Here is a 20,162-nt window from a genome sequence, read left to right as displayed (position 1 = left end):
ATAATTTTTTACATTTACCAAAAAGCACGCCTACTTTGGAGTTCCTAGATCTACGCATTCTCGATATTGTTGACATCATCTTTATCGCAGCCCTGCTCTATTATATTTATAAATTGGTAAAGGGTACTGTAGCGGTCAACATTTTTATTGGAATCGTAATCATCTACTTCGTATGGAAGCTAACGCAATTGCTACGCATGGAAATGCTTAGTAGCGTATTAGGGGAATTTATTGGAGTAGGAATGTTTGCTCTAATCGTAGTTTTCCAGCAGGAAATTAGGAAATTCCTCCTCATGATCGGTTCTACAAATTTTGCAAGGAGAAGGCGTTTTCTGCAAACATTAAAACTAATAAAGGACGATCTCGAAACACCTAATGACGTAGAGGCAATCATAAAAGCCTGTGAACATATGGGAAGGACAAATACCGGTGCTCTTATTGTGATCCAGAGGAATACCAGTCTCGATTTTGTAAAACAAAGTGGGGATCCTATGAAGATCCTTGTCAATCAACCCATTATCGAATCTATTTTTTACAAGAACAGTATTTTGCATGACGGGGCCCTTGTCATAGAAGACAATTATATCACCGCCACCAGGGTGATCCTGCCCGTATCAAATGACCGTACTATACCACTGCGCTTCGGACTAAGACATCGTGCTGCCGTTGGTATTACAGAAAAAACTGATGCTCTGGCCCTTGTTGTTAGCGAAGAGACCGGGCAAATTTCTTATATTAAAGATGGGGAATTTGTTATGTACGAAGATAGGGACGATCTAATTCAGAAATTAAGAGCCGACCTTATTTAGAGGGTTTCTTCTTCCTGCATGAACTGAACTTCGTAAAGGTTTTTGTAGTAACCATTTTCTTTCTTCAGCAACTGGGCATGCGTTCCCATTTCCACTATTCTACCTGCGTCCATCACCAGGATCTTATCTGCCTTTTTAACCGTTGCGAGCCTGTGGGCAATAACAATGGAAGTACGACCTTCTGTAATTTTTAAGGTTGCATCCTGGATGAGTTGTTCACTATAAGAATCCACAGAAGAAGTGGCTTCATCAAGCACCAAAATACTTGGATTACTAACATACGCTCTCAAAAATGCAATTAATTGACGTTGTCCCGAAGAGAGCATGATCCCACGCTCCTTTACGTTGTAATCATAACCGCCGGGAAGGGTGGTAATGAATTGATCAACCCCAATATCTTTGGCCGCCTGTGCTACCGTTTCTTTGGTAATATCGGGATCATTTAGGGTAATATTATTAAGAATAGTATCTGCAAAAAGGAAAACATCCTGTAGTACTATGGCAATTTCTCCTCTAAGGGATTTTAAAGTGATATCCTTCACATCTATTCCATCAATTAGGATGCGGCCACTGGAGATTTCGTAGGATCGGTTCAGCAAATTAATGATAGTTGATTTTCCGGCCCCTGTCGCTCCAACAATAGCAACGGTTTCTCCTGCTTCGGCTTTAAATGAAACTCCTTTCAACACCTCTTCATCTCCGACATAACTGAACCTCACATCTTCAAATTCTATTTCTCCTTTAAGGTGATCTATAACAATCTCTCCATTATCGGGAATAGAAGATTGCGTATCCAGAACACCAAAAACTCTGTTGGCAGCCACCATTCCCATTTGCAGCGTATTGAATTTATCGGCAATTTGTCTAAGGGGCCGGAAAAGCATCTGGCTCAATTCAACAAAAGCTACGATCACCCCCAGGGTTATTGCTTCACTTTCCGCCACTATTCTCAATCCGCCATACCATACTATCAAACCTATGGTGATAGAAGTGGCCATTTCGGCGATTGGAAAAAAGATCGAGTTGTACCAAACGGTCTTAACCCATCCCTTACGGTGCTTATCATTAATCGCCTTAAAATTCTCATATTCCTTTCCTTCTCTTGTGAAAAGCTGTACGATCTTCATTCCGGTTATTCGTTCCTGAACAAAAGTGTTGAGATTTGCTACCTGAGTTCGCACTTCTTCAAAAGCGAGTTTCATTTTTTTCTGAAAGACACGGGTGGCATATAAAATGAAGGGAAGTACTACCAGCACAAGAAGTGTAAGTTTCCAGCTTTGGTAGAACATAAAGGCCAGAATTACGATCATTTTAAGCAAGTCACTAATGATCACGAATAAGCCTTCGCTAAAAATACTGGAAATGGTTTCAATGTCACTAACCGCCCTTGTAACAAGGCGCCCGACTGCCGAGTTATCAAAATATTTCATTTTGAACTGCAGCATGTGCTTAAAAAGGTTCACCCTCAGGTCCCGTATCACCTCCTGCCCCAGCCAGTTTGCGAAATAGATAAAGCAAAACTGAAAAATCACCTCAAGGAGTAGCACTCCCACCATGAGACTGATGTAAAAAAAGAGTTGATCATTATCCTGAGGCACAATGGAATTATCTATTGTAAGCTGCAATAGATAAGGCCGCATTACACCAAGAAGAGACAGCAGGATTGCAGCAACGGCTACAAAATAGAATGCCCACCTGTAGGCATGCGCATATTTAAGCAGTCGCTTGAAGAGTCCAAAGTCAAAAGCATTTCCCGTTGATGCTGCCATTAATCAAAAATACTGTCGGGATACAAGATCCTGGTTAAATATAATCCGTGAGCAGGTACCGAGGCTCCTGCTTCGCTCCTGTTTCTACTCTCAATAATTCGATGCATTTCCTGCACCTCCAATTTTCCTAACCCTACTTGTAATAATGTTCCAACAATGGCCCTTACCATATTTCTCAAAAATCTGTCGGCAGTGATGTGAAAAATTAATTCACTCCCTTGTTGTACCCATCTGGCATCGTCAATTTTACAATCATAGGTATGAACATCTGTCCTGGATCTTGAAAAACATTTAAAGTTAGAATACTCCAACAAAATTTTTGCTGCCTCATTCATCTTTTCTACCTCCAATTTTCTTTTTACAAAGTAAGCTGCATCCTTAAGAAAAACATTTTTTCTGGTAGTGATGCAATACTCATAAGAGCGGGAAAGTGCGTCAAACCTTGCATGAGCATCGGCTTTGACCAAAAACAAATCTTTGAATGCAATATCCTTCGGCAGTAAAGAGTTTATCCTGAAAATAAAATTCTTCGATAGCTTTTCTTCAGAATCAAAATGAGCAAAAATTTGCCTGGCGTGCACTCCGGCATCTGTCCTTCCCGCTCCAACCACTTCGATTTCCTCCTGAAGTAAGGTGCGTAGAGATTCTTCAACCACCTGCTGCACCGTCATTGCTTCAGGTTGACGTTGCCAGCCGTGGTAAGCCTTTCCGAAGTATTCCAGCTCCAAAAAATATCTCAATCTAAATTTTTACTTTTGTAAATTAAAGAGACAAAGATAAGTCTTTAAAGGCAACTGCTCATTCTTCCCTGTCTTTAGATTGTTAATCTCACTATAAAAATTCCCGATGAAAAAAATACTGTTGCTTAGTGATACTCATGGATATTTAGATGAACGTATTTTAAAGTATGCAGGAGAAGCAGATGAATTATGGCATGCAGGAGATATTGGAACAACGACTGTGAGCGATACCCTGCAGAAAATTAAACCTTTAAAGGCCGTTTATGGAAACATCGATGGCGCAGAAGTAAGAAAAGAATTCCCCCTCAACAACCGCTTTATGTGTGAACAAGTTGACGTCTGGATCACCCATATAGGTGGTTACCCCGGCCGCTACTCCCCGGCAGTAAAAGAGGAAATTAAAGCCAATCCTCCAAGGATCTTTATAAGCGGCCATTCTCATATCCTTAAGGTGATGAACGACAAAAAACTCGGAGTCCTCCACATGAATCCCGGCGCCGTAGGAAAGCAGGGATTTCATCAAATGAGGACGATGTTGCTTTTCGTGATCGACGGCAAAGAAATTAAAGATCTTGAGGTGATTGAATTAGGGAAAAAGTAGTGATCAGTACTCAGTCAGCAGACAGTAAGCAGGAATGTCATCTCGAACTGAGTCGAGAGGGTGAATTTCGATTCTTTCACATTTGAAACTTGAACCTTAGGAACTAAAAAACCCGAAGCTTTCACTCCGGGTTTTTACGCACTAATACTACTAAGATGAAAGGTTTATCGCAACCGGTCCACAGATTTTACAAGATCTTCATCCTTTTTTATTGCCTTATTGGCAAGCACTAAAAAAACGATAGAAAATACAGGAGTCAGCATCCCAATACCTTTCTCTGAAACCCAAGTTTCTCCAGATATAGTTAGGGACCAATAGACAAATAATCCTAGTAAAATTAAGTTTAATAAGATATTGATACGCCCCAGCACAAACTGGAGCTTTCTATTCCTAAACAAAAAGATTGTAATTATTGAGAGTAAAGCCGAAAACAAAGTCAACCCTAAAGCTGAATATACATCTTCAATATAAACCGCATTTCCCAACTCATAATTCCAAAGCTTAAAAATAAAGATGAAACCGGCATTAAAAAGAGCCGCAATTAATAAATAAATCGTCTGTATTCTTTGTAGCATTTATCTTCAATAGAGGCACAAAAATAAAAGATTCTTTTTAGAAACCATATTTATAATCTGAAAATAATGTCGTATAATTGCAGTATCAATTCGTAACCAATTCAATAAAGGTTACTTAGACTCCAAAAATTTTTTCGATTCTTCCTCGAGAAGGTTAATCAAACCAAAGACAAATTTTATTTAAGAACATTCATGTTTGAAATTTCAGAATTAAAGGCTAAGAAGCTGCCTGAACTTCAGGAAATAGCCAAAACGCTACGGGTTCCAAAATTCCGCACGCAAAAAAAGCTTGACCTGGTATACCAAATTCTTGACTACCAAGCGGCAAACCCGCAAAAAGTACAGGAGGCTTTGACCGATGAGGATGCGAAACCGCAATCCAAGGAAGATTCTAATTCCGGTAAAAAACAGCGCAAGGAACGTCCCCGCAAAGAAAAAGACAACTCTTCTAAAAGCCAGGGAGACAATCGAAAAGAAAATGAAGCCAAGCCTGAATCCAGGAGCAATGCTTCTAAGGCTGCTGAACCTAAAGAACAGGCTTCAGAAGATAAAGGTTCCAGAGACAAACGGAAGGATCAAAAAAGTAAAAGAGATGATTCTTCAAGACAGCAATCCTCTAAAGATTCATCTTCGCGAAATCAACAAAAAGAAAATCGCAAAGATTCCCGTCAAAAAGATACACGCGATAACCGAAATCAGGGAAATCGTGATAACAGCCGCGACAACAATCGTGACAGCGGGAACCGTGACAACAACGGAAACAGGGACAACAGCAGTAACCGCGACAGCGGGAACAGGGACTCGGGTAACCGCGATAACCGAAATCGCTACAAGGAACCTGACTATGAGTTTGATGCGATAATTGAAAGCGAAGGAGTACTTGATATTATGCAGGACGGCTATGGCTTCCTGAGATCATCAGATTACATGTATCTTTCTTCTCCAGATGATATATATGTTTCTCAATCACAGATAAGATTATTTGGTCTTAAAACCGGAGACACAGTACTTGGGCAGGTAAGACCACCAAAAGAGGGTGAAAAATATTTCCCGCTTATCAAGATCAACAAGATTAATGGTCTTGATCCACAAGTGGTAAGAGACAGGGTTTCCTTCGAACACCTTACTCCCCTCTTCCCACAGGAAAAATTTAATATTGCCGAAAGACAAAGTACCGTTTCCACAAGGGTAATTGATATGTTCTCTCCTATCGGAAAAGGACAAAGAGGAATGATTGTTTCTCAACCCAAAACAGGAAAGACCATGCTCTTAAAGGATATTGCCAATGCAATCGCGGCAAACCATCCTGAAGTTTACCAGATCATCCTGCTTATTGATGAACGTCCCGAAGAGGTAACAGATATGCAACGGAACGTAAAAGGAGAAGTAATTGCTTCAACTTTTGATAAGGAAGCTCATGAACACGTACGTGTAGCCAACATCGTGCTTGAAAAAGCAAAAAGAATGGTGGAATGCGGTCATGATGTAGTGATCCTTCTGGATTCTATTACGCGATTGGCCAGAGCATATAACACTGTACAACCTGCCAGCGGTAAAGTACTTTCCGGTGGTGTGGATGCAAATGCACTACACAAACCGAAAAGATTCTTTGGTGCTGCCCGTAACATTGAAGGCGGCGGTTCCCTTTCTATCATAGCTACAGCTCTTACAGATACAGGCTCTAAGATGGACGAGGTGATCTTTGAAGAATTTAAAGGTACAGGTAACATGGAACTCCAGTTAGACAGAAAGATTGCTAACAGAAGGATCTTCCCTGCTATTGATCTTACATCTTCTAGTACACGAAGAGATGACATTCTACTTGACGAAACCACACTTCAAAGAATGTGGGTGATGCGTAAGTACCTGGCCGATATGAACCCCGTGGAAGCAATGGAATTCATTAACGACAGGATCAAACAAACTAAAAATAATGAGGAGTTCCTGATTTCCATGAACGGATAAGGAGCTTACCTCTCAAAAATGTTAAAATCCGGACACTTTTAGTGCTCCGGATTTTTTTTATTCCTTGAGATGATTTGAGGTGCGGGACCTCCCCGTCCGCCTGGGGCGGACACCCCTCCTCAGTGAAGAGGGGAGCTATTGGAGGCACGGATGATGATTCGCGGAGCAAACACCTTCCCATTCGTCCGGGGCGGATATCCCGCTAATAGAGGACAGGAATAAAAAAGTACCTTAAAAAATGTTTTCGGAAAGAAACACCACCCCCTCCTACGGACACCCCTCCTCAAGGAGGAGGGGAGAAATTTGTGATATCTGAACCATGATGCTGGGAAACGAGAACCTCACTATTCACCTGCGGCGAATTCCCTCCTCAAAAAGGTGGGGAATTATATAAGGGTTCTGAAGAAGGATTACAACTTTAACCTCGTCTGCTAACGGACGACCCCTATAAGGTGGTAACAAACCTCCCAAAGCATCCCTTTTTTCGAAGGAAAGGGCGGCTGAATATAGAAACCCCAACGGTTTTAACCTGCGGGTTCCACTTTAATTTTATAAATGAAAAATGCCTCTCGTTTTTCACGAAAGGCATTCTTTATAAATTGAACACTACCTTAATTAAAGCGCAGCTACGTGTTTAGCTAACTTAGATTTTAAGTTCGAAGCTTTATTATCATGAATGATATTTTTCTTCGCTAATTTGTCAATCATAGAAGCTACAGTAGGATATAAAGTCTCTGCCTCTTCTTTTCCTGCATCACGCAACTTTTTGATGGCATTCCTTGTAGTTTTGTGCTGGTAGCGGTTTCTTAGACGCTTTGTCTCGTTGCTACGGATTCTCTTTAACGATGACTTATGATTTGCCATTACACTGTTATTAAATTAATTCTTTACTGTAGTCCGTAGGGGAATCGAACCCCTGTTACCAGGATGAAAACCTGGCGTCCTAACCCCTAGACGAACGGACCAATTATTATTTTAAAATGATTTACACGACTTGTAAACCTTTGTAGTCCGTAGGGGAATCGAACCCCTGTTACCAGGATGAAAACCTGGCGTCCTAACCCCTAGACGAACGGACCATTCATTTTCAAATGCGGATGCAAAAATACAACTATTTTTGAATGCCGCAAATGTTGAATAATTTTTTTTGAAAATTAATACGCCTTGGCGAAAAGTACTCTTCCGGCTGAAGGTTTTCCTGAAAATATGCAGGTTCCCTCCTCCTTATCTCCGTCAAACGGAATTAAACGAATAGTAGCCTTGGTTTGCTCTTTTATTTTATTTTCTGTTTCGGAAGTTCCATCCCAATGGGCGGAAATAAATCCGCCTTTATCCTTCAGTACTTTTTTAAATTCTTCAAAATCATCAACTTGAGTAATATGCTCATCTCTAAAAGCCCTGGCTTTCGAATGTAAACTCTCCTGAATTTCATTCATCAAACCTTTTACTTTTTCCACAACTTCAGTTTGAGCAACAAATTCCTTACTAAGGGTATCTCTCCTGGCCAATTCCACAGATCCCTTTTCAAGATCTTTAGGACCTATAGCTATTCTCACAGGCACTCCCTGTAATTCGTATTGAGCAAATTTCCATCCCGGTTTTTGAGTATCGCGATCATCATATTTAACCGAAATTCCTTCCTCCCTAAGATCAGCTGCAAGTTTATTAGCTACTTCAGAAATTTGATCTAACTGCTCCTCTCCCTTATAAATTGGAACAATTACTACCTGAATTGGAGCAAGATTAGGAGGTAATACCAACCCGTTATCATCACTATGAGTCATGATAAGAGCTCCCATTAGTCTGGTTGAAACCCCCCATGAAGTAGCCCACACATGATCCAGACCTCCTTCTTTGGTCGCGAATTTTACATCAAAGGCTTTGGCAAAATTCTGACCCAGAAAATGAGAAGTTCCTGCCTGCAGTGCCTTTCCATCCTGCATCATAGCTTCTATACAGTAAGTTTCTTCGGCCCCTGCGAAGCGCTCACTTTCCGTTTTCCTTCCTTTAATCACCGGCATCGCCATAAAATTCTCCGCAAATTCGGCGTAGATATTATTCATTTGCTCTGTTTCGGCCAGTGCTTCAGCTTTAGTAGCGTGAGCAGTATGTCCTTCCTGCCAAAGAAATTCGGCAGTACGAAGGAACAATCGCGTACGCATCTCCCAGCGTACCACATTAGCCCATTGGTTAACAAGAATTGGAAGATCACGATAAGATTGGATCCAGCCTTTGTAGGTGTTCCAGATAATCGCTTCAGAAGTGGGCCTTACCACCAACTCTTCCTCCAGTTTAGCATCCGGATCTACTATAAGTTTCCCTTTATTATCGGGATCATTTTTTAATCTGTAGTGGGTAACAATGGCACATTCCTTAGCAAAACCTTCAGCATTTTTTTCTTCAGCTTCAAAAAGGCTTTTTGGAACAAAGAGTGGGAAATAAGCATTTTGGTGCCCTGTCTCTTTGAACATTTTGTCAAGTTGTGCCTGCATTTTTTCCCATATAGCATAGCCATACGGCTTAATCACCATACAGCCTCTCACGGCAGAGTTTTCGGCCAAATCGGCCTTTACAACCAATTCGTTATACCATTTGGAATAATCTTCTTTACGTGTAGTTAGGTTCTTTGCCATCTCCAGTCTTTTGGCACAAATCTTGCACCTTATTAAGTAAATATGTTAGCGCAAAACTAACTATTTTTATCTTTGTTCAACAATAAATTCTATACCATGAAACGATACTACAAGCTATTAAACGTGAGAGGCCTGCTTTCAGCATTGGGTTCTCTGTTTTTATTAGCTTCCTGTAGTTCTTATCAGTATGCCGGGTATGATAATGACGGAATTTACAGTTCCTCAGAAAGCGGCGAAGCATATACTGCTAACGATTACGAGGAATCTTATGAAGACGCCCTTTATTATAAGAATCTGTTTGGAGAAAAAGCCGAACAGTTTGACGCTGTACCCGAAAGCGGAGCTATTTTTACTGATGTTGAAACTTACTCCTCCGGTCAGTATGATGAAAATATGTTTGGACCAGAGGGATTAGAATATGAATCTGGCAGGGCTGCATGGGGAACAGATCCCGATCAGATAGCAGTTAATATTTATAATAATTATCCGATCTATAGCCCGTATTCCTACGCATATGGATTCCCATATTACTCCGGATTTTATGATCCATTCTGGGGACCACGATATTACCGCTACGGTTTTCATGATCCCTTTTACTTTGGTTCACCTTATGCCTACAACTCCTGGAGATGGAATTTTGGCTGGGGATATGGCTGGGGCGGATATTATGGTTATGGCCATAGATACTCATCTTACCATCCTTATGGAGGATATAATAATTATTACCCCTCATATAACCGTCGTGATGTAGCTTATAATTCCGGTCGCAGGAATAGTTATTCTGACAGCTACCGCAACAGGGATGCTTCTGAAAGTCGTGTATCCAGAATACAGGGATATTCAAACACCCGAAATGTTAGAGCCGCAGGAACAAGAGTTAATAACGACAGAACCTATCAAACCCGCTCAACCCGGGTGAGATCTTCTTCCACCCGTACAAATGATGCGTATAGAAGTTCTACACAGCGAAGATCTACCCCGGCAGTAAGAAGTAGTACATCTAATTCAAGACCGGTCTTTAGATCAACCCGTTCTTCAAGAAGTAATAATAGTTCTTACAGGTCTTCATCAACAAGATCCTCATCGTCGGGAACAAGATCTTCTTCGAGCAGATCGAGCCGTGGAAGAGGTGGAAACTAGTCCTCACTAAATTTTTATAAATGAAAAAGTTAATTTTTGCCTTCACAGCCATAATCTCTATGACTGTGGAGGCTCAAAATATTACAGATGCTGTAAGGTATTCTGGAACAGACCTTAATGGAACAGCTCGCTATCGCGCTATGAGCGGAGCGTTCGGAGCATTGGGAGGTGATTTATCCTCTTTGAACATCAATCCAGCAGGCTCTGCAGTTTTTCTTAATAGCATGGCAACGCTCACCCTCAATGTTGAAAACAGCAACAATGAGATTAGTTTCATGAATGGATACAATACCAATAGTAATTCAAATGCCGATTTAGGACAGGCCGGCGCTGTTTTTGTCTTTGATAATTACGATGAAAATGCAAACTGGAAAAAATTTACGATTGGCTTTAATTACAATAAATCTGCAAGCTTTGAGGATGATTTTTTAGCCTCAGGTAACAATTCTGGTTCTATCGATCAATATTTTCTAGCCTATGCTAACGGAATCCCTCTGGATTATCTTGTTCCTTTGGACAATGAATCTGATGGAGATTTATATTCCTATTTGGGAGAAAATCTGGGATTTGGAGCTCAACAAGCCTTTTTAGGTTTACGTGGAGGAGTCATTGGGGTGAACAATCCCACCAGCATTCCTGAAACAGACCCGGCGTATTACGACCTTGATACTTACAGCAGTATTTTATCTCCCGGAACTTATGACCAAATATATTCATATGCTGCTACCGGTTTAAACGGAAAATTTTCCTTTAATTTTGCTTCGCAATATCAGGACTTTCTTTACCTGGGCGTTAACTTGAACTCTCATTTCATCAATTATGAAAGAATGACGTCTATAGATGAAGTCAACCTGGACGCTCCCGAAGAATATGTGTATTTTGAAGACAATTTAAGCACCTTAGGAACCGGTTTTAGTTTGCAGTTGGGTGCTTTAGCCAAGATTGGTCAAAGTTTGCGAGCAGGATTGGCTTATGAATCTCCTACGTGGTATACCATTTCGGAAGAGACTACTCAGTATATCGAATCCGATCTTGCTGTTGTTGACCCCAATGTAGTCAATATTTATCCAGATTATAACCTTCAAACTCCTGCCAGCTATACAGGAAGTTTAGCTTACCTCTTTGGCACAGCGGCGCTTATAAGTTTTGATTATACCTATAAAGATTACTCCACCACGAAGTTTAAACCTACAGATGATCCTGCTTTCATGTTTCAGAATGTAATTATTTCGAACGAATTACAGGGAGCTTCAAAATTCAGAGTCGGAGGAGAATATCGAATTCAAAACTGGAGCCTTAGAGGTGGCTACCGTTATGAAGAAAGTCCATATATCAACGGTATTACGGTTGGCGATCTTGAAGGTTATTCAGCCGGATTTGGTTATAACTTCGGAAATATAAAAATTGATTTAGCTTACGATTATTCCACACGTGAAAATAACCCTCAGTTATATCAAACCGGATTAACAGATCGCATGGGAATTTTAAAAGAAAACTCAAACTATGTACTTTCATTGAGTTTCGGATTATAAATCTCCTGAACCTACAATTAAAAACAGCCTTCGGGCTGTTTTTTTGTTTCCGGACTAGTAGCGACCCAAGTTGCTTCAAGAGATTATCAAAAAAGGGTTTAAATATGTATCTTTGCAAGCTTAAATAGAGAGTTTTTAGACAGTACGATATAAAGTAATATGAAAAAAGACGGCATAGACGAGGCTATTGATGAGATGGGGGATGCTTTTGTTAGCCCCAATACAGATACCCCAATGCGTGAAGACGCGTTTGACATAAGTGATGACGAGAAAATAGAACGTATTCAGGAAAACGTAAGAAACATATTGGAAACCTTAGGACTGGATCTCACTGACGACAGCCTTAAAGGCACACCTAAAAGAGTGGCAAAGATGTTTGTCAACGAAATCTTTGGTGGGTTACATCCCCAGGTAAAACCTAAGGCATCAACCTTTCAAAACAAATATAAATACGGGGAGATGCTGGTGGAAAAGAACATCACCCTCTACTCTACCTGTGAACATCACCTGCTCCCAATAGTGGGAAGAGCACATGTGGGATATATCTCTAATGGAACTGTAGTGGGTCTTTCTAAAATGAATCGTATTGTGGATTACTATGCAAAAAGGCCACAAGTACAGGAAAGACTTACCATGCAAATCGTTAAAGAACTCCAGGAAGTTTTGGGTACAGAAGACGTAGCCTGCGTAATCGACGCAAAACATCTTTGTGTAAATAGCCGCGGAATTAGGGATATTGAAAGCAGTACAGTCACCAGTGAATACGGCGGCCGATTTAAAGACCCAGAAGCCCGTCGTGACTTTTTAGACTATATCAACCTGGAAACTGAATTCTAAATTCATTAATACTCTATGGCACTTTACGAGCAGCAGGAACTAAAGATCTACAATTCAATATCGGGAGAAAAAGAAATTTTTACACCTATTAACGAAGGTGCTATAGGGATGTACGTATGTGGGCCCACAGTTTACAGTAATGTTCACCTTGGCAACTGCCGTACTTTCATCTCCTTTGATCTTGTCTTTCGATATCTTAAGCACCTGGGTTACAAAGTGCGCTACGTAAGAAATATAACCGACGCCGGACACCTGGAAAATGACGCAGATTCAGGGGAGGATCGAATCGCGAAAAAAGCACGAATTGAGCAAATAGAACCTATGGAAGTCGTTCAGCGTTACACTGTCGATTTTCACAATATTCTACAAAAATTTAATAATCTTCCTCCCAGCATCGAACCCACGGCGACCGGACATATTGTGGAACAAATCGAAATCATCAAAGATATCCTCCAAAAAGGATACGCTTATGAAGCCAATGGCTCGGTATATTTTGATGTTCTAAAATTCAATGAATCTCACGAATACGGAAAATTAAGCGGCAGGAAACTGGAGGACATGATCCCCAACACCCGGGAGTTGACGGCCCAGAGCGATAAAAAGAATCCACAGGATTTTGCACTCTGGAAAAAGGCCGAACCTCAACATATTATGCGGTGGCCATCTCCCTGGAGCGATGGTTTTCCCGGTTGGCACCTGGAGTGCACCGTAATGAGTTCAAAATATCTCGGAGAAGAATTTGATATTCATGGCGGGGGAATGGACCTAAAGTTCCCGCACCATGAATGTGAAATAGCCCAGGGAGAAGCAGCTACCGGTAAAACTCCTGTGAATTACTGGATGCATGCAAACATGCTTACTCTTAATGGTAAGAAAATGGCCAAGAGTACCGGTAATAACATATTGCCAGATGAAATTTTTTCTGGTAACAATCCCAATCTTGAAAAAGGCTTTTTACCTACCGTGGCCCGGTTTTTCATGCTTCAGGCAAATTACAGAAGCATACTCGATTTCTCAAATGACGCCCTTGAGGCAAGTGAAAAAGGCTTCCAGCGCTTAATGGACGCCTATCATATCTTAAACAGCCTGGAACCTTCTGAGAAATCTGATTTTGATGTAGCCGCATGGAGACAGAAATGTTATGATGCGATGAATGACGATTTCAACAGTCCAATTCTTATCGCTCAACTTTTCGAAGCTGTAAAGCAGATCAATATAATTAAGGAAGGTAAAGCAAAAATTAGCACTGAAGATCTTGAACTGCTTACAAACACAATGAGTGACTTTATTTTCGATGTTTTGGGACTTGTAGATACTGCCGAAGCTTCAGATAATGATTTAGGAAATAGACTCTCGGGCACAGTTGAACTGCTCATCAAATTAAGGGCAGAAGCCCGGGCAAATAAAGACTTTGCCACCGGAGACAAAATTCGGGATGAACTCGTTGCTCTGGGAATACAGCTGAAAGATGGCAAGGACGGCACCAGCTTTACAATTGAATAAATTAATCTTTTTGAAAAAGTGGCTTTCATACCCGCTTATTGCACTGGTAAGATTTTACCAAAATTTTATTTCGCCGGTAACCCCTGCGACCTGTCGCTATACTCCCACCTGTTCACAATATACTGTTGAAGCACTTCAAAAACACGGAGCCTTCAGGGGGAGCTGGCTATCTTTAAAACGTATAGCCAGTTGCAATCCATGGGGAGGAAAAGGTTATGATCCTGTTCCGGAGAAACTTCAGAAGGAAAAATAATCGGAAAAGGCACCAAATATGTATCTTTACCTTCCAATTATAAAACTTCTTCATGCTTTTCAATAAAATCTACTGGAATCCTTCAGAAGGAATTGATCTGGGATTTTTCGTTATCCACTACTACAGTTTAATGTTTGTGGTCGCCTTTACAATAGGCTGGTATCTCATGAAGAGCATCTATGAAAGAGAAGGTGTATCTCTTGAAAAATTGGATTCATTATTCATTTATACTGTACTTGCAACGCTAATTGGTGCCAGGCTGGGACATGTGATTTTTTACGACTGGGAATATTTTCAAAACCACCTTTTAGAGATTTTTTTACCTGTACAATTTGAGCCCGAATTCCAATTCACAGGATTTAGAGGCCTGGCAAGCCATGGAGCTGCAATTGGTATTATAACCGCAATGTACCTGTACTGCCGTAATGTCCTGCACAAACCTGTACTGTGGATCCTTGACAGGATCGTGATACCCGTTGCCTGCGGTGGAATTTTTGTACGTATTGGAAATTTTATGAATTCTGAAATAATTGGGAAACCGACAGACAGCGATTTTGGAGTGGTATTCACCAAGCTGGGTGAGGATTTCGCAAGACATCCTGCTCAATTATACGAAGCTGCCTCTTACCTTGTGGTATTTTTAATCTTGTGGTTTACATATTGGAAGACTTTAAAAAGAGAAAAACTGGGATACATTTTTGGTCTGTTTCTCGTCTTATTGTGGTCTGTGAGATTCTTTGTAGAGTTTGTAAAAGAACCGCAGGTAGGGGAACGAGTGAATTGGGTGTTGAATACAGGCCAATGGCTGAGTTTACCATTTATATTGGCAGGATTTTACTTTATGTTTCGACCATCAACTAAAACCCGGGTAAAATGATTCGGAAAAAGACATTTTTAAGCCTGCTGTTAACAGGTGCTTTAGCTGGAAGCTGTAAAGATAATCCAAAGACTCAACAGCAAAATATTTCTGAACCTATTTCTTTCACTAAAGAAGCTGAAGGCTACCTCACCAAAGCAACGGGAGATACTATCCAACACCTTCAACTTGAAATAGCCGATGATGATTACCAGAGAGAAACTGGGCTTATGTATCGGGAAACACTGGAACAAGACCAGGGAATGCTGTTTATCTTTGAAAAAGAAGAACCACGCGGGTTCTATATGAAGAATACAAATATTCCTCTTGACCTTGTCTTTTTGGATTCAGAAAACAAGATCGTAAGTATCTCCAAAAACGCACAACCCAGAAGTCTCGAAACCATCACATCTGATGTACCCGCGCAATACGTTCTGGAAGTCAATGCTGGCCTTGCAGATCAATGGAACTTAATGGTGGGGGACAGTCTTATTCTTAACAGGAACTAAGTTAGAAAAACCCTTTAAAATATCATTTTTTGGGCCTCAGTTCTGAGGCCTCTCTTTTGGTCCTAAACTCCCAGGTCTTTTCCACAAAAAAACTGCATCGCCTCCAAATCCGGTAGAATTTTCTAGCTCCCCATTTATTTTTTTCAGAAAGAGCTTAGAGGTGCGAAGAATAATTCAACCAGCAGTCGTGTCTTTCGAAAAGAGCAAAAAAAAGAGCCTTCTGTGAAGAAGACTCTAATCTATTTTGAAGTTTCGAACTATGCTACAGGTTCTTTTTCCCGTAGTTTTCTTCTTTTAGTCTCCTTAGTGAAAGTGTCATAAGTAACAGGAGTTGCTATGAAAATCGAAGAATAAGTACCCACAATAACACCTACAATAAGAGCGAACATAAATCCTCTAATGCTTTCCCCTCCAAAGATGAAGATAGCAAGAAGTACCACAAGGGTAGTTAAAGAGGTGTTTACCGTACGACTAACAGTACTGTTGATCGCAGCATTAATAGCGTCTTTTTTGGTCCAGGAAGGATGCTCATTAAAGAATTCCCTAATCCTGTCAAAAATTACAACGGTGTCGTTTAGTGAGTAACCTACCACCGTTAGGATTGCAGCAATAAACGCCTGGTCAATCTCCATGTTAAACGGCATAAATTTATAGGTTAAGGAGAAAACTCCCAGTACGATCAAAACATCGTGAATAACGGCAACTACCGCACCTAGTGAGAATTGATATTTCCTGAACCTCAACAGGATGTAAAGGAAGATCACCAAAAGGGATCCCAATACTGCCCAAATCGATGCCTGCTTAATATCATCTGCAATAGAAGGACCTACTTTTATAGACTGCATAATACCAATCTCTCTTTCGCCCCCACCTCCAACTGTGAAGTCATCATAGGTTGTTCCGGCGGGCAAATATGCCTGAACTGCACTAAAAAGTTTCCGTGAAATTTCTTCGTCTACTTCGCTTCCCTCTTCTTCAACCTTGTACTTGGTCGTAATTTTAATCTGGTTGGCAGCTCCAAAAGTCTTGGCACTTGCGCTTCCAAATTCGGCAACCAGCTCATCCTGAAGTTCACTAGGATTCACCGCCTTGTCAAATCTTACAGTGTAACTACGTCCTCCCACGAAATCAACTCCCTGGTTCAATCCCTGAGTAAATAGGGATCCCAAACTAACCAGAATAAATATTCCCGAAATAATATAAAATGTTTTTCTCTTTCCAAGGAAATTTATACTAAGACCAGAGAAAAGACCTTTTGTAACCGGAGTTGCAAAATCAAGACTCTTGTTTGGATTCTTCGCATAATTATCAATGAACAATCTTGTAATAAAGATCGCGGTGAAAAGAGAAGTTGCAATACCGATTAATAAGGTAGTGGCAAATCCTTTAATAGGACCTGTTCCAAGAACCAAAAGGATCAATGCTGTAAGACCAGTAGTGATGTTGGCATCGAGAATTGAAGATAGAGCGTTATTGAAACCATCCCTAATCGCATCTTTCTGCACCTTACCTTTCGCATACTCTTCACGAATACGTTCAAAGATAAGTACGTTCGCATCTACAGAGATACCAATGGTAAGTACGATACCGGCAATACCGGGTAAAGTAAGAACCGCACCAAGTCCTGCAAGAACCCCAAATATGTAGAGGATGTTAACAACAAGTGCGATATCCGCAAAAATACCTGCTTTCCCATAGTAAAAGATCATCCAGATCAATACAAGGATTAATGCAATAGCAAAAGACATGATACCGCTATCAATAGCTTCCTGTCCCAGAGAGGGACCAACGATCTCACTCTGAACAATGTCTGCTGAAGCAGGTAACTTACCAGCCCGCAATACGTTCGCCAAATCCTGACCTTCGGTAATACTAAAATCTCCTGAGATCTCACTTCTTCCGCCAGAAATAGGTCCGGTTGAAACTCCCGGAGCAGAATAAACCACATTGTCAAGAACAATAGCGATTTGGCTCTGGTTCTCGAAAGCATAGCTGGTCATTTCTTCCCAAATCTTGGCTCCTTTCCCGTTCATTTGCATGGTCACGGCGACATTCCCTATTTGGTCGTAGGCCTGAGTGGCATCTGTGATCACACTTCCGGAAAGGGGTGGCTCATTTTGTCGGTTACCTCTTAAAGCGTAAAGAGGAGCAACCTCATCATCTTCGCCGGTGATACCCCACACGAATTTAGCATAACGCTGCTCTCCTTCAAGAAGATTGCGCACCTGTGGCATATTGAGATACCGGGTTACTTTGGCAGTATCTTCAATATTAAATGTTGCCAAAGCAGCTCCTCCCTGGAAACCAGGAGAAGCCATCAGGTCGAATAAAGGATTATTTTGTTCAGCAACCTGGGCTGTATCGCTGGCCGATTCTAATAAAGCGTCAATTTCGTCCTGCTCAGCGTCTGTAGTATCAGGAATTGTCTCTGCCTGCTCTTCTACCTCCATTTGTGTAAGAAGGTTATTGGCCTGTACAAAGAAATTCTGAAACTGGTTACTCTGGTAAACATGCCAAAACTCAAGCTGCGCAGTACTTTGCAGAAGGTCCTTTACACGCTCAATTTCTTTTGCCCCGGGTAATTCTACAAGAATTCTTCCTGAAGATCCAAGACGCTGAATATTTGGTTGGGTTACACCAAACTTATCGATACGCTTCCTTAGAACTTCAAATGCTGAAACTATGGACTCATCAATTTTTCTCCTAATGATAGGCTTTACTTCCTCATTAGTCATTTCAAAATTGATCTCTTCGCTAAGATTTCTGTTAGCAAAGATATCGGGAGAGGCAAAACGTGCATCGGGAATTTCTTCAAAAGCCTCAAAAAACAAGTCAAGGTAATTCTCCTGGCTTGTTCTTTGCGCCTCATCTGCCCGGGTCAGTGCCTGATTGAAAGCAGGGTCTTTGCTGTTGTTGGCCAACTCTCGAAGAATGTCCTTGACAGAAATTTGGAGGATCACATTGATCCCGCCTTTAAGGTCAAGCCCCTTGTTAAGCTCTTTTTCCTTTGCCGAGCTATAGGAAATACCCATAAAAACCTCTTCATTCCCAATAGAATCAAGATATCTCTGTTCTGCTCGTTCCCTTGCGATAATGTAATTATCAACACTTTGCGGAATCTCCTGCTGTGCAAATTCTTCGGCATCGTCCTCAATATTGCCAGCAATAAAGGTGAAAGACAGCTGGTAAATACATACCAGAGCAAACAAAATTGCGAATACCTTGATTATTCCCTTGTTCTGCATTATTCTTTAATTTATATTCATTTTTTAAAAACGGACAAATATAGGTTTTCAAGATAGAAATCCCAATTATATTTTTTGAAAAAATTAACTATTTAATACAAAAAAAAGAAGCTCTTCAAAAGGGCCGTCAAATCTGGAGTATATTGACCTTCCGGTTGTTTTTCGGTAGGAAAATTCCTTTTAAAAATGACACTTTTGAACAGCTTCTTTAAAAGCTATCTTTTAATTTTTAAACTACTTCTTTATGTCGAGAAGATCATTTGTTTTTGAAACTCCCTGAGCGCTTTCCTGCAACTTGGATTTTTCAGCCTCATCGAGTTCTACCTCAACAATTTTTTCAATGCCATCTTTACCCAAAATTACAGGAACTCCAATGCAGAGGTCATTTAGCCCATATTCCCCCTCTAAAAGCACAGAACATGGGAACATTTTTTTCTGGTCACAAGCTATTGCCTGTACGAGTGACGACACAGCGGCCCCCGGCGCATACCATGCACTGGTTCCAAGCATTTTGGTGAGTGTAGCTCCACCTACTTTAGTATCTTCTGAAACCTGATCTATTCGCTCCTGGGAAAGGAATTCTGAAACAGGCACAGAGTTGCGGGTAGCCAGTCGGGTTAATGGCACCATTCCCGTATCGCTGTGTCCTCCTATGACCATTCCGTCGATGTCTGATTGTGGTGCTTCGAGAGCCTCACTCAGTCTATATTTAAAACGGGCGCTGTCAAGAGCTCCTCCCATTCCTATAATCTTGTTCTTTGGAAGTTTAGTTGTTTTGTGAACCAGGTAAGTCATTGTATCCATTGGATTACTTACAACGATCAAGGTTACATTTGGAGAATGCTTCAAAAGGCTTTCAGAAACCGATTTTACGATGTCTGCATTGATCCCTATGAGTTCTTCGCGGGTCATTCCCGGCTTACGCGGAACCCCACTTGTGATAACAGCCATATCTGAATTTGCAGTTTTTGAGTAGTCATTTGTACTTCCGGTAATTTTAGTATCAAAACCTAAAAGGGAAGCGGTTTGCATAAGGTCCATTGCTTTCCCTTCGGCGTAATCTTCTTTAATATCAATTAAAACTACTTCTGAAGCAAAATTTTTAATGGCGATATATTCCGCACAGCTGGCTCCAACAGCTCCGGCACCTACTATAGTAACTTTCATGTGAAATTGGTTTGATTAATAGTGCTGC

General features: G+C 40.9%; 17 protein-coding genes and 2 tRNA genes. 10 read left to right on the top strand and 9 right to left on the bottom strand.

Annotation, left to right across the window (positions count from 1 at the left end):
- Positions 1–35 precede the first annotated feature (35 nt).
- Positions 36–809: a diadenylate cyclase gene (locus tag H148_RS0115035; protein ID WP_029035536.1), complete on the top strand. Its 774-nt coding sequence runs from the start codon at positions 36–38 to the stop codon at positions 807–809.
- Here the strand turns inward: H148_RS0115035 and H148_RS0115030 are convergent.
- Positions 806–2,578 carry an ABC transporter ATP-binding protein gene (locus tag H148_RS0115030; protein WP_029035535.1) on the bottom strand — a complete coding sequence of 591 codons (1,773 nt, stop codon included), beginning with the start codon at positions 2,576–2,578 and terminating at the stop codon, positions 806–808. The two genes, H148_RS0115035 and H148_RS0115030, sit on opposite strands and share 4 nt — an antisense overlap.
- The gene (truA, locus tag H148_RS0115025) at positions 2,578–3,318 is read right to left on the bottom strand and encodes a tRNA pseudouridine(38-40) synthase TruA (protein ID WP_029035534.1); all 741 of its coding nucleotides are present in this window, start codon (positions 3,316–3,318) and stop codon (positions 2,578–2,580) included. The genes H148_RS0115030 and truA overlap by 1 nt, the downstream gene beginning before the upstream one ends.
- A 106-nt stretch (positions 3,319–3,424) precedes the next feature.
- On the opposite strand from truA, the gene H148_RS0115020 reads away from it, so the two are divergent.
- Positions 3,425–3,919, top strand: a complete 495-nt coding sequence (locus H148_RS0115020; RefSeq protein ID WP_029035533.1) for a metallophosphoesterase family protein — start codon at positions 3,425–3,427, stop codon at positions 3,917–3,919.
- Between the two features lie 164 nt (positions 3,920–4,083).
- Here the strand turns inward: H148_RS0115020 and H148_RS0115015 are convergent, their stop codons facing one another.
- Positions 4,084–4,494: a DUF4293 domain-containing protein gene (locus H148_RS0115015; protein WP_029035532.1), complete on the bottom strand. Its 411-nt coding sequence runs from the start codon at positions 4,492–4,494 to the stop codon at positions 4,084–4,086.
- Between the two features lie 192 nt (positions 4,495–4,686).
- Between H148_RS0115015 and rho the strand changes: the two genes are divergently transcribed.
- Positions 4,687–6,459, top strand: coding sequence for a transcription termination factor Rho (rho, locus tag H148_RS0115010; RefSeq protein WP_029035531.1), 1,773 nt, complete (start codon positions 4,687–4,689; stop codon positions 6,457–6,459).
- A 615-nt stretch (positions 6,460–7,074) separates the two neighbouring features.
- On the opposite strand, the gene rpsT is transcribed toward rho, so the two are convergent.
- From rpsT to proS, 4 genes are all read right to left on the bottom strand, one after another.
- Positions 7,075–7,323 carry a 30S ribosomal protein S20 gene (gene rpsT / locus H148_RS0115000; RefSeq protein ID WP_029035530.1) on the bottom strand — a complete coding sequence of 83 codons (249 nt, stop codon included), beginning with the start codon at positions 7,321–7,323 and terminating at the stop codon, positions 7,075–7,077.
- A 29-nt stretch (positions 7,324–7,352) separates the two neighbouring features.
- Positions 7,353–7,424, bottom strand: a tRNA-Glu gene (locus H148_RS0114995).
- 42 nt (positions 7,425–7,466) lie between these two features.
- A tRNA-Glu gene (locus H148_RS0114990) sits at positions 7,467–7,538 on the bottom strand.
- Between the two features lie 75 nt (positions 7,539–7,613).
- Positions 7,614–9,092, bottom strand: coding sequence for a proline--tRNA ligase (proS, locus tag H148_RS0114985; protein ID WP_029035529.1), 1,479 nt, complete (start codon positions 9,090–9,092; stop codon positions 7,614–7,616).
- A 96-nt stretch (positions 9,093–9,188) separates the two neighbouring features.
- Here proS and H148_RS0114980 point away from each other — a divergent pair, with 96 nt between their 5' ends.
- From H148_RS0114980 to H148_RS0114950, 7 genes are all read left to right on the top strand, one after another.
- The gene (locus tag H148_RS0114980; RefSeq protein WP_029035528.1) at positions 9,189–10,232 is read left to right on the top strand and encodes a hypothetical protein; all 1,044 of its coding nucleotides are present in this window, start codon (positions 9,189–9,191) and stop codon (positions 10,230–10,232) included.
- A gap of 20 nt (positions 10,233–10,252) precedes the next feature.
- Positions 10,253–11,764 carry an OmpP1/FadL family transporter gene (locus tag H148_RS0114975; protein ID WP_029035527.1) on the top strand — a complete coding sequence of 504 codons (1,512 nt, stop codon included), beginning with the start codon at positions 10,253–10,255 and terminating at the stop codon, positions 11,762–11,764.
- 159 nt (positions 11,765–11,923) lie between these two features.
- Positions 11,924–12,601, top strand: coding sequence for a GTP cyclohydrolase I FolE (gene folE, locus H148_RS0114970; RefSeq protein WP_029035526.1), 678 nt, complete (start codon positions 11,924–11,926; stop codon positions 12,599–12,601).
- A gap of 15 nt (positions 12,602–12,616) precedes the next feature.
- Positions 12,617–14,104, top strand: a complete 1,488-nt coding sequence (gene cysS / locus H148_RS0114965; RefSeq protein ID WP_029035525.1) for a cysteine--tRNA ligase — start codon at positions 12,617–12,619, stop codon at positions 14,102–14,104.
- A complete protein-coding gene (yidD, locus tag H148_RS0114960) occupies positions 14,070–14,357 on the top strand; it encodes a membrane protein insertion efficiency factor YidD (protein WP_156877270.1) in 288 nt (95 codons plus the stop codon). The genes cysS and yidD overlap by 35 nt, the downstream gene beginning before the upstream one ends.
- A gap of 52 nt (positions 14,358–14,409) precedes the next feature.
- A complete protein-coding gene (gene lgt, locus H148_RS0114955) occupies positions 14,410–15,234 on the top strand; it encodes a prolipoprotein diacylglyceryl transferase (RefSeq protein WP_029035523.1) in 825 nt (274 codons plus the stop codon).
- On the top strand, positions 15,231–15,722 hold the full coding sequence (locus tag H148_RS0114950) for a DUF192 domain-containing protein (RefSeq protein WP_037325437.1): 492 nt from the start codon (positions 15,231–15,233) through the stop codon (positions 15,720–15,722). The genes lgt and H148_RS0114950 overlap by 4 nt, the downstream gene beginning before the upstream one ends.
- 257 nt (positions 15,723–15,979) lie before the next feature.
- On the opposite strand, the gene secDF is transcribed toward H148_RS0114950, so the two are convergent.
- Positions 15,980–18,967 carry a protein translocase subunit SecDF gene (gene secDF, locus H148_RS0114945; protein WP_029035521.1) on the bottom strand — a complete coding sequence of 996 codons (2,988 nt, stop codon included), beginning with the start codon at positions 18,965–18,967 and terminating at the stop codon, positions 15,980–15,982.
- 234 nt (positions 18,968–19,201) lie between these two features.
- Positions 19,202–20,134 (bottom strand): malate dehydrogenase, encoded by a 933-nt coding sequence (locus H148_RS0114940; protein WP_029035520.1) that lies wholly within the window; start codon positions 20,132–20,134, stop codon positions 19,202–19,204.
- Between the last annotated feature and the right edge of the window lie 28 nt (positions 20,135–20,162).

This window comes from Salinimicrobium terrae DSM 17865 (assembly GCF_000424665.1).
Lineage (GTDB): Bacteria > Bacteroidota > Bacteroidia > Flavobacteriales > Flavobacteriaceae > Salinimicrobium > Salinimicrobium terrae.
The sequence above is the reverse complement of the archived record's forward strand: the minus strand, read 5'-3'. Positions and strand labels throughout refer to the sequence as shown.

Bases quoted from the DNA above. Each gene is read 5' to 3' on its own strand.
- H148_RS0115030 (WP_029035535.1), bottom strand. From the start codon at position 2,578: ATGGCAGCATCAACGGGAAATGCTTTTGACTTTGGACTCTTCAAGCGA.
- H148_RS0115020 (WP_029035533.1), top strand. From the start codon at position 3,425: ATGAAAAAAATACTGTTGCTTAGTGATACTCATGGATATTTAGATGAA.
- H148_RS0115015 (WP_029035532.1), bottom strand. From the start codon at position 4,494: ATGCTACAAAGAATACAGACGATTTATTTATTAATTGCGGCTCTTTTT.
- rho (WP_029035531.1), top strand. From the start codon at position 4,687: ATGTTTGAAATTTCAGAATTAAAGGCTAAGAAGCTGCCTGAACTTCAG.
- rpsT (WP_029035530.1), bottom strand. From the start codon at position 7,323: ATGGCAAATCATAAGTCATCGTTAAAGAGAATCCGTAGCAACGAGACA.
- proS (WP_029035529.1), bottom strand. From the start codon at position 9,092: ATGGCAAAGAACCTAACTACACGTAAAGAAGATTATTCCAAATGGTAT.
- H148_RS0114980 (WP_029035528.1), top strand. From the start codon at position 9,189: ATGAAACGATACTACAAGCTATTAAACGTGAGAGGCCTGCTTTCAGCA.
- H148_RS0114975 (WP_029035527.1), top strand. From the start codon at position 10,253: ATGAAAAAGTTAATTTTTGCCTTCACAGCCATAATCTCTATGACTGTG.
- folE (WP_029035526.1), top strand. From the start codon at position 11,924: ATGAAAAAAGACGGCATAGACGAGGCTATTGATGAGATGGGGGATGCT.
- cysS (WP_029035525.1), top strand. From the start codon at position 12,617: ATGGCACTTTACGAGCAGCAGGAACTAAAGATCTACAATTCAATATCG.
- yidD (WP_156877270.1), top strand. From the start codon at position 14,070: ATGGCAAGGACGGCACCAGCTTTACAATTGAATAAATTAATCTTTTTG.
- lgt (WP_029035523.1), top strand. From the start codon at position 14,410: ATGCTTTTCAATAAAATCTACTGGAATCCTTCAGAAGGAATTGATCTG.
- H148_RS0114950 (WP_037325437.1), top strand. From the start codon at position 15,231: ATGATTCGGAAAAAGACATTTTTAAGCCTGCTGTTAACAGGTGCTTTA.
- secDF (WP_029035521.1), bottom strand. From the start codon at position 18,967: ATGCAGAACAAGGGAATAATCAAGGTATTCGCAATTTTGTTTGCTCTG.
- H148_RS0114940 (WP_029035520.1), bottom strand. From the start codon at position 20,134: ATGAAAGTTACTATAGTAGGTGCCGGAGCTGTTGGAGCCAGCTGTGCG.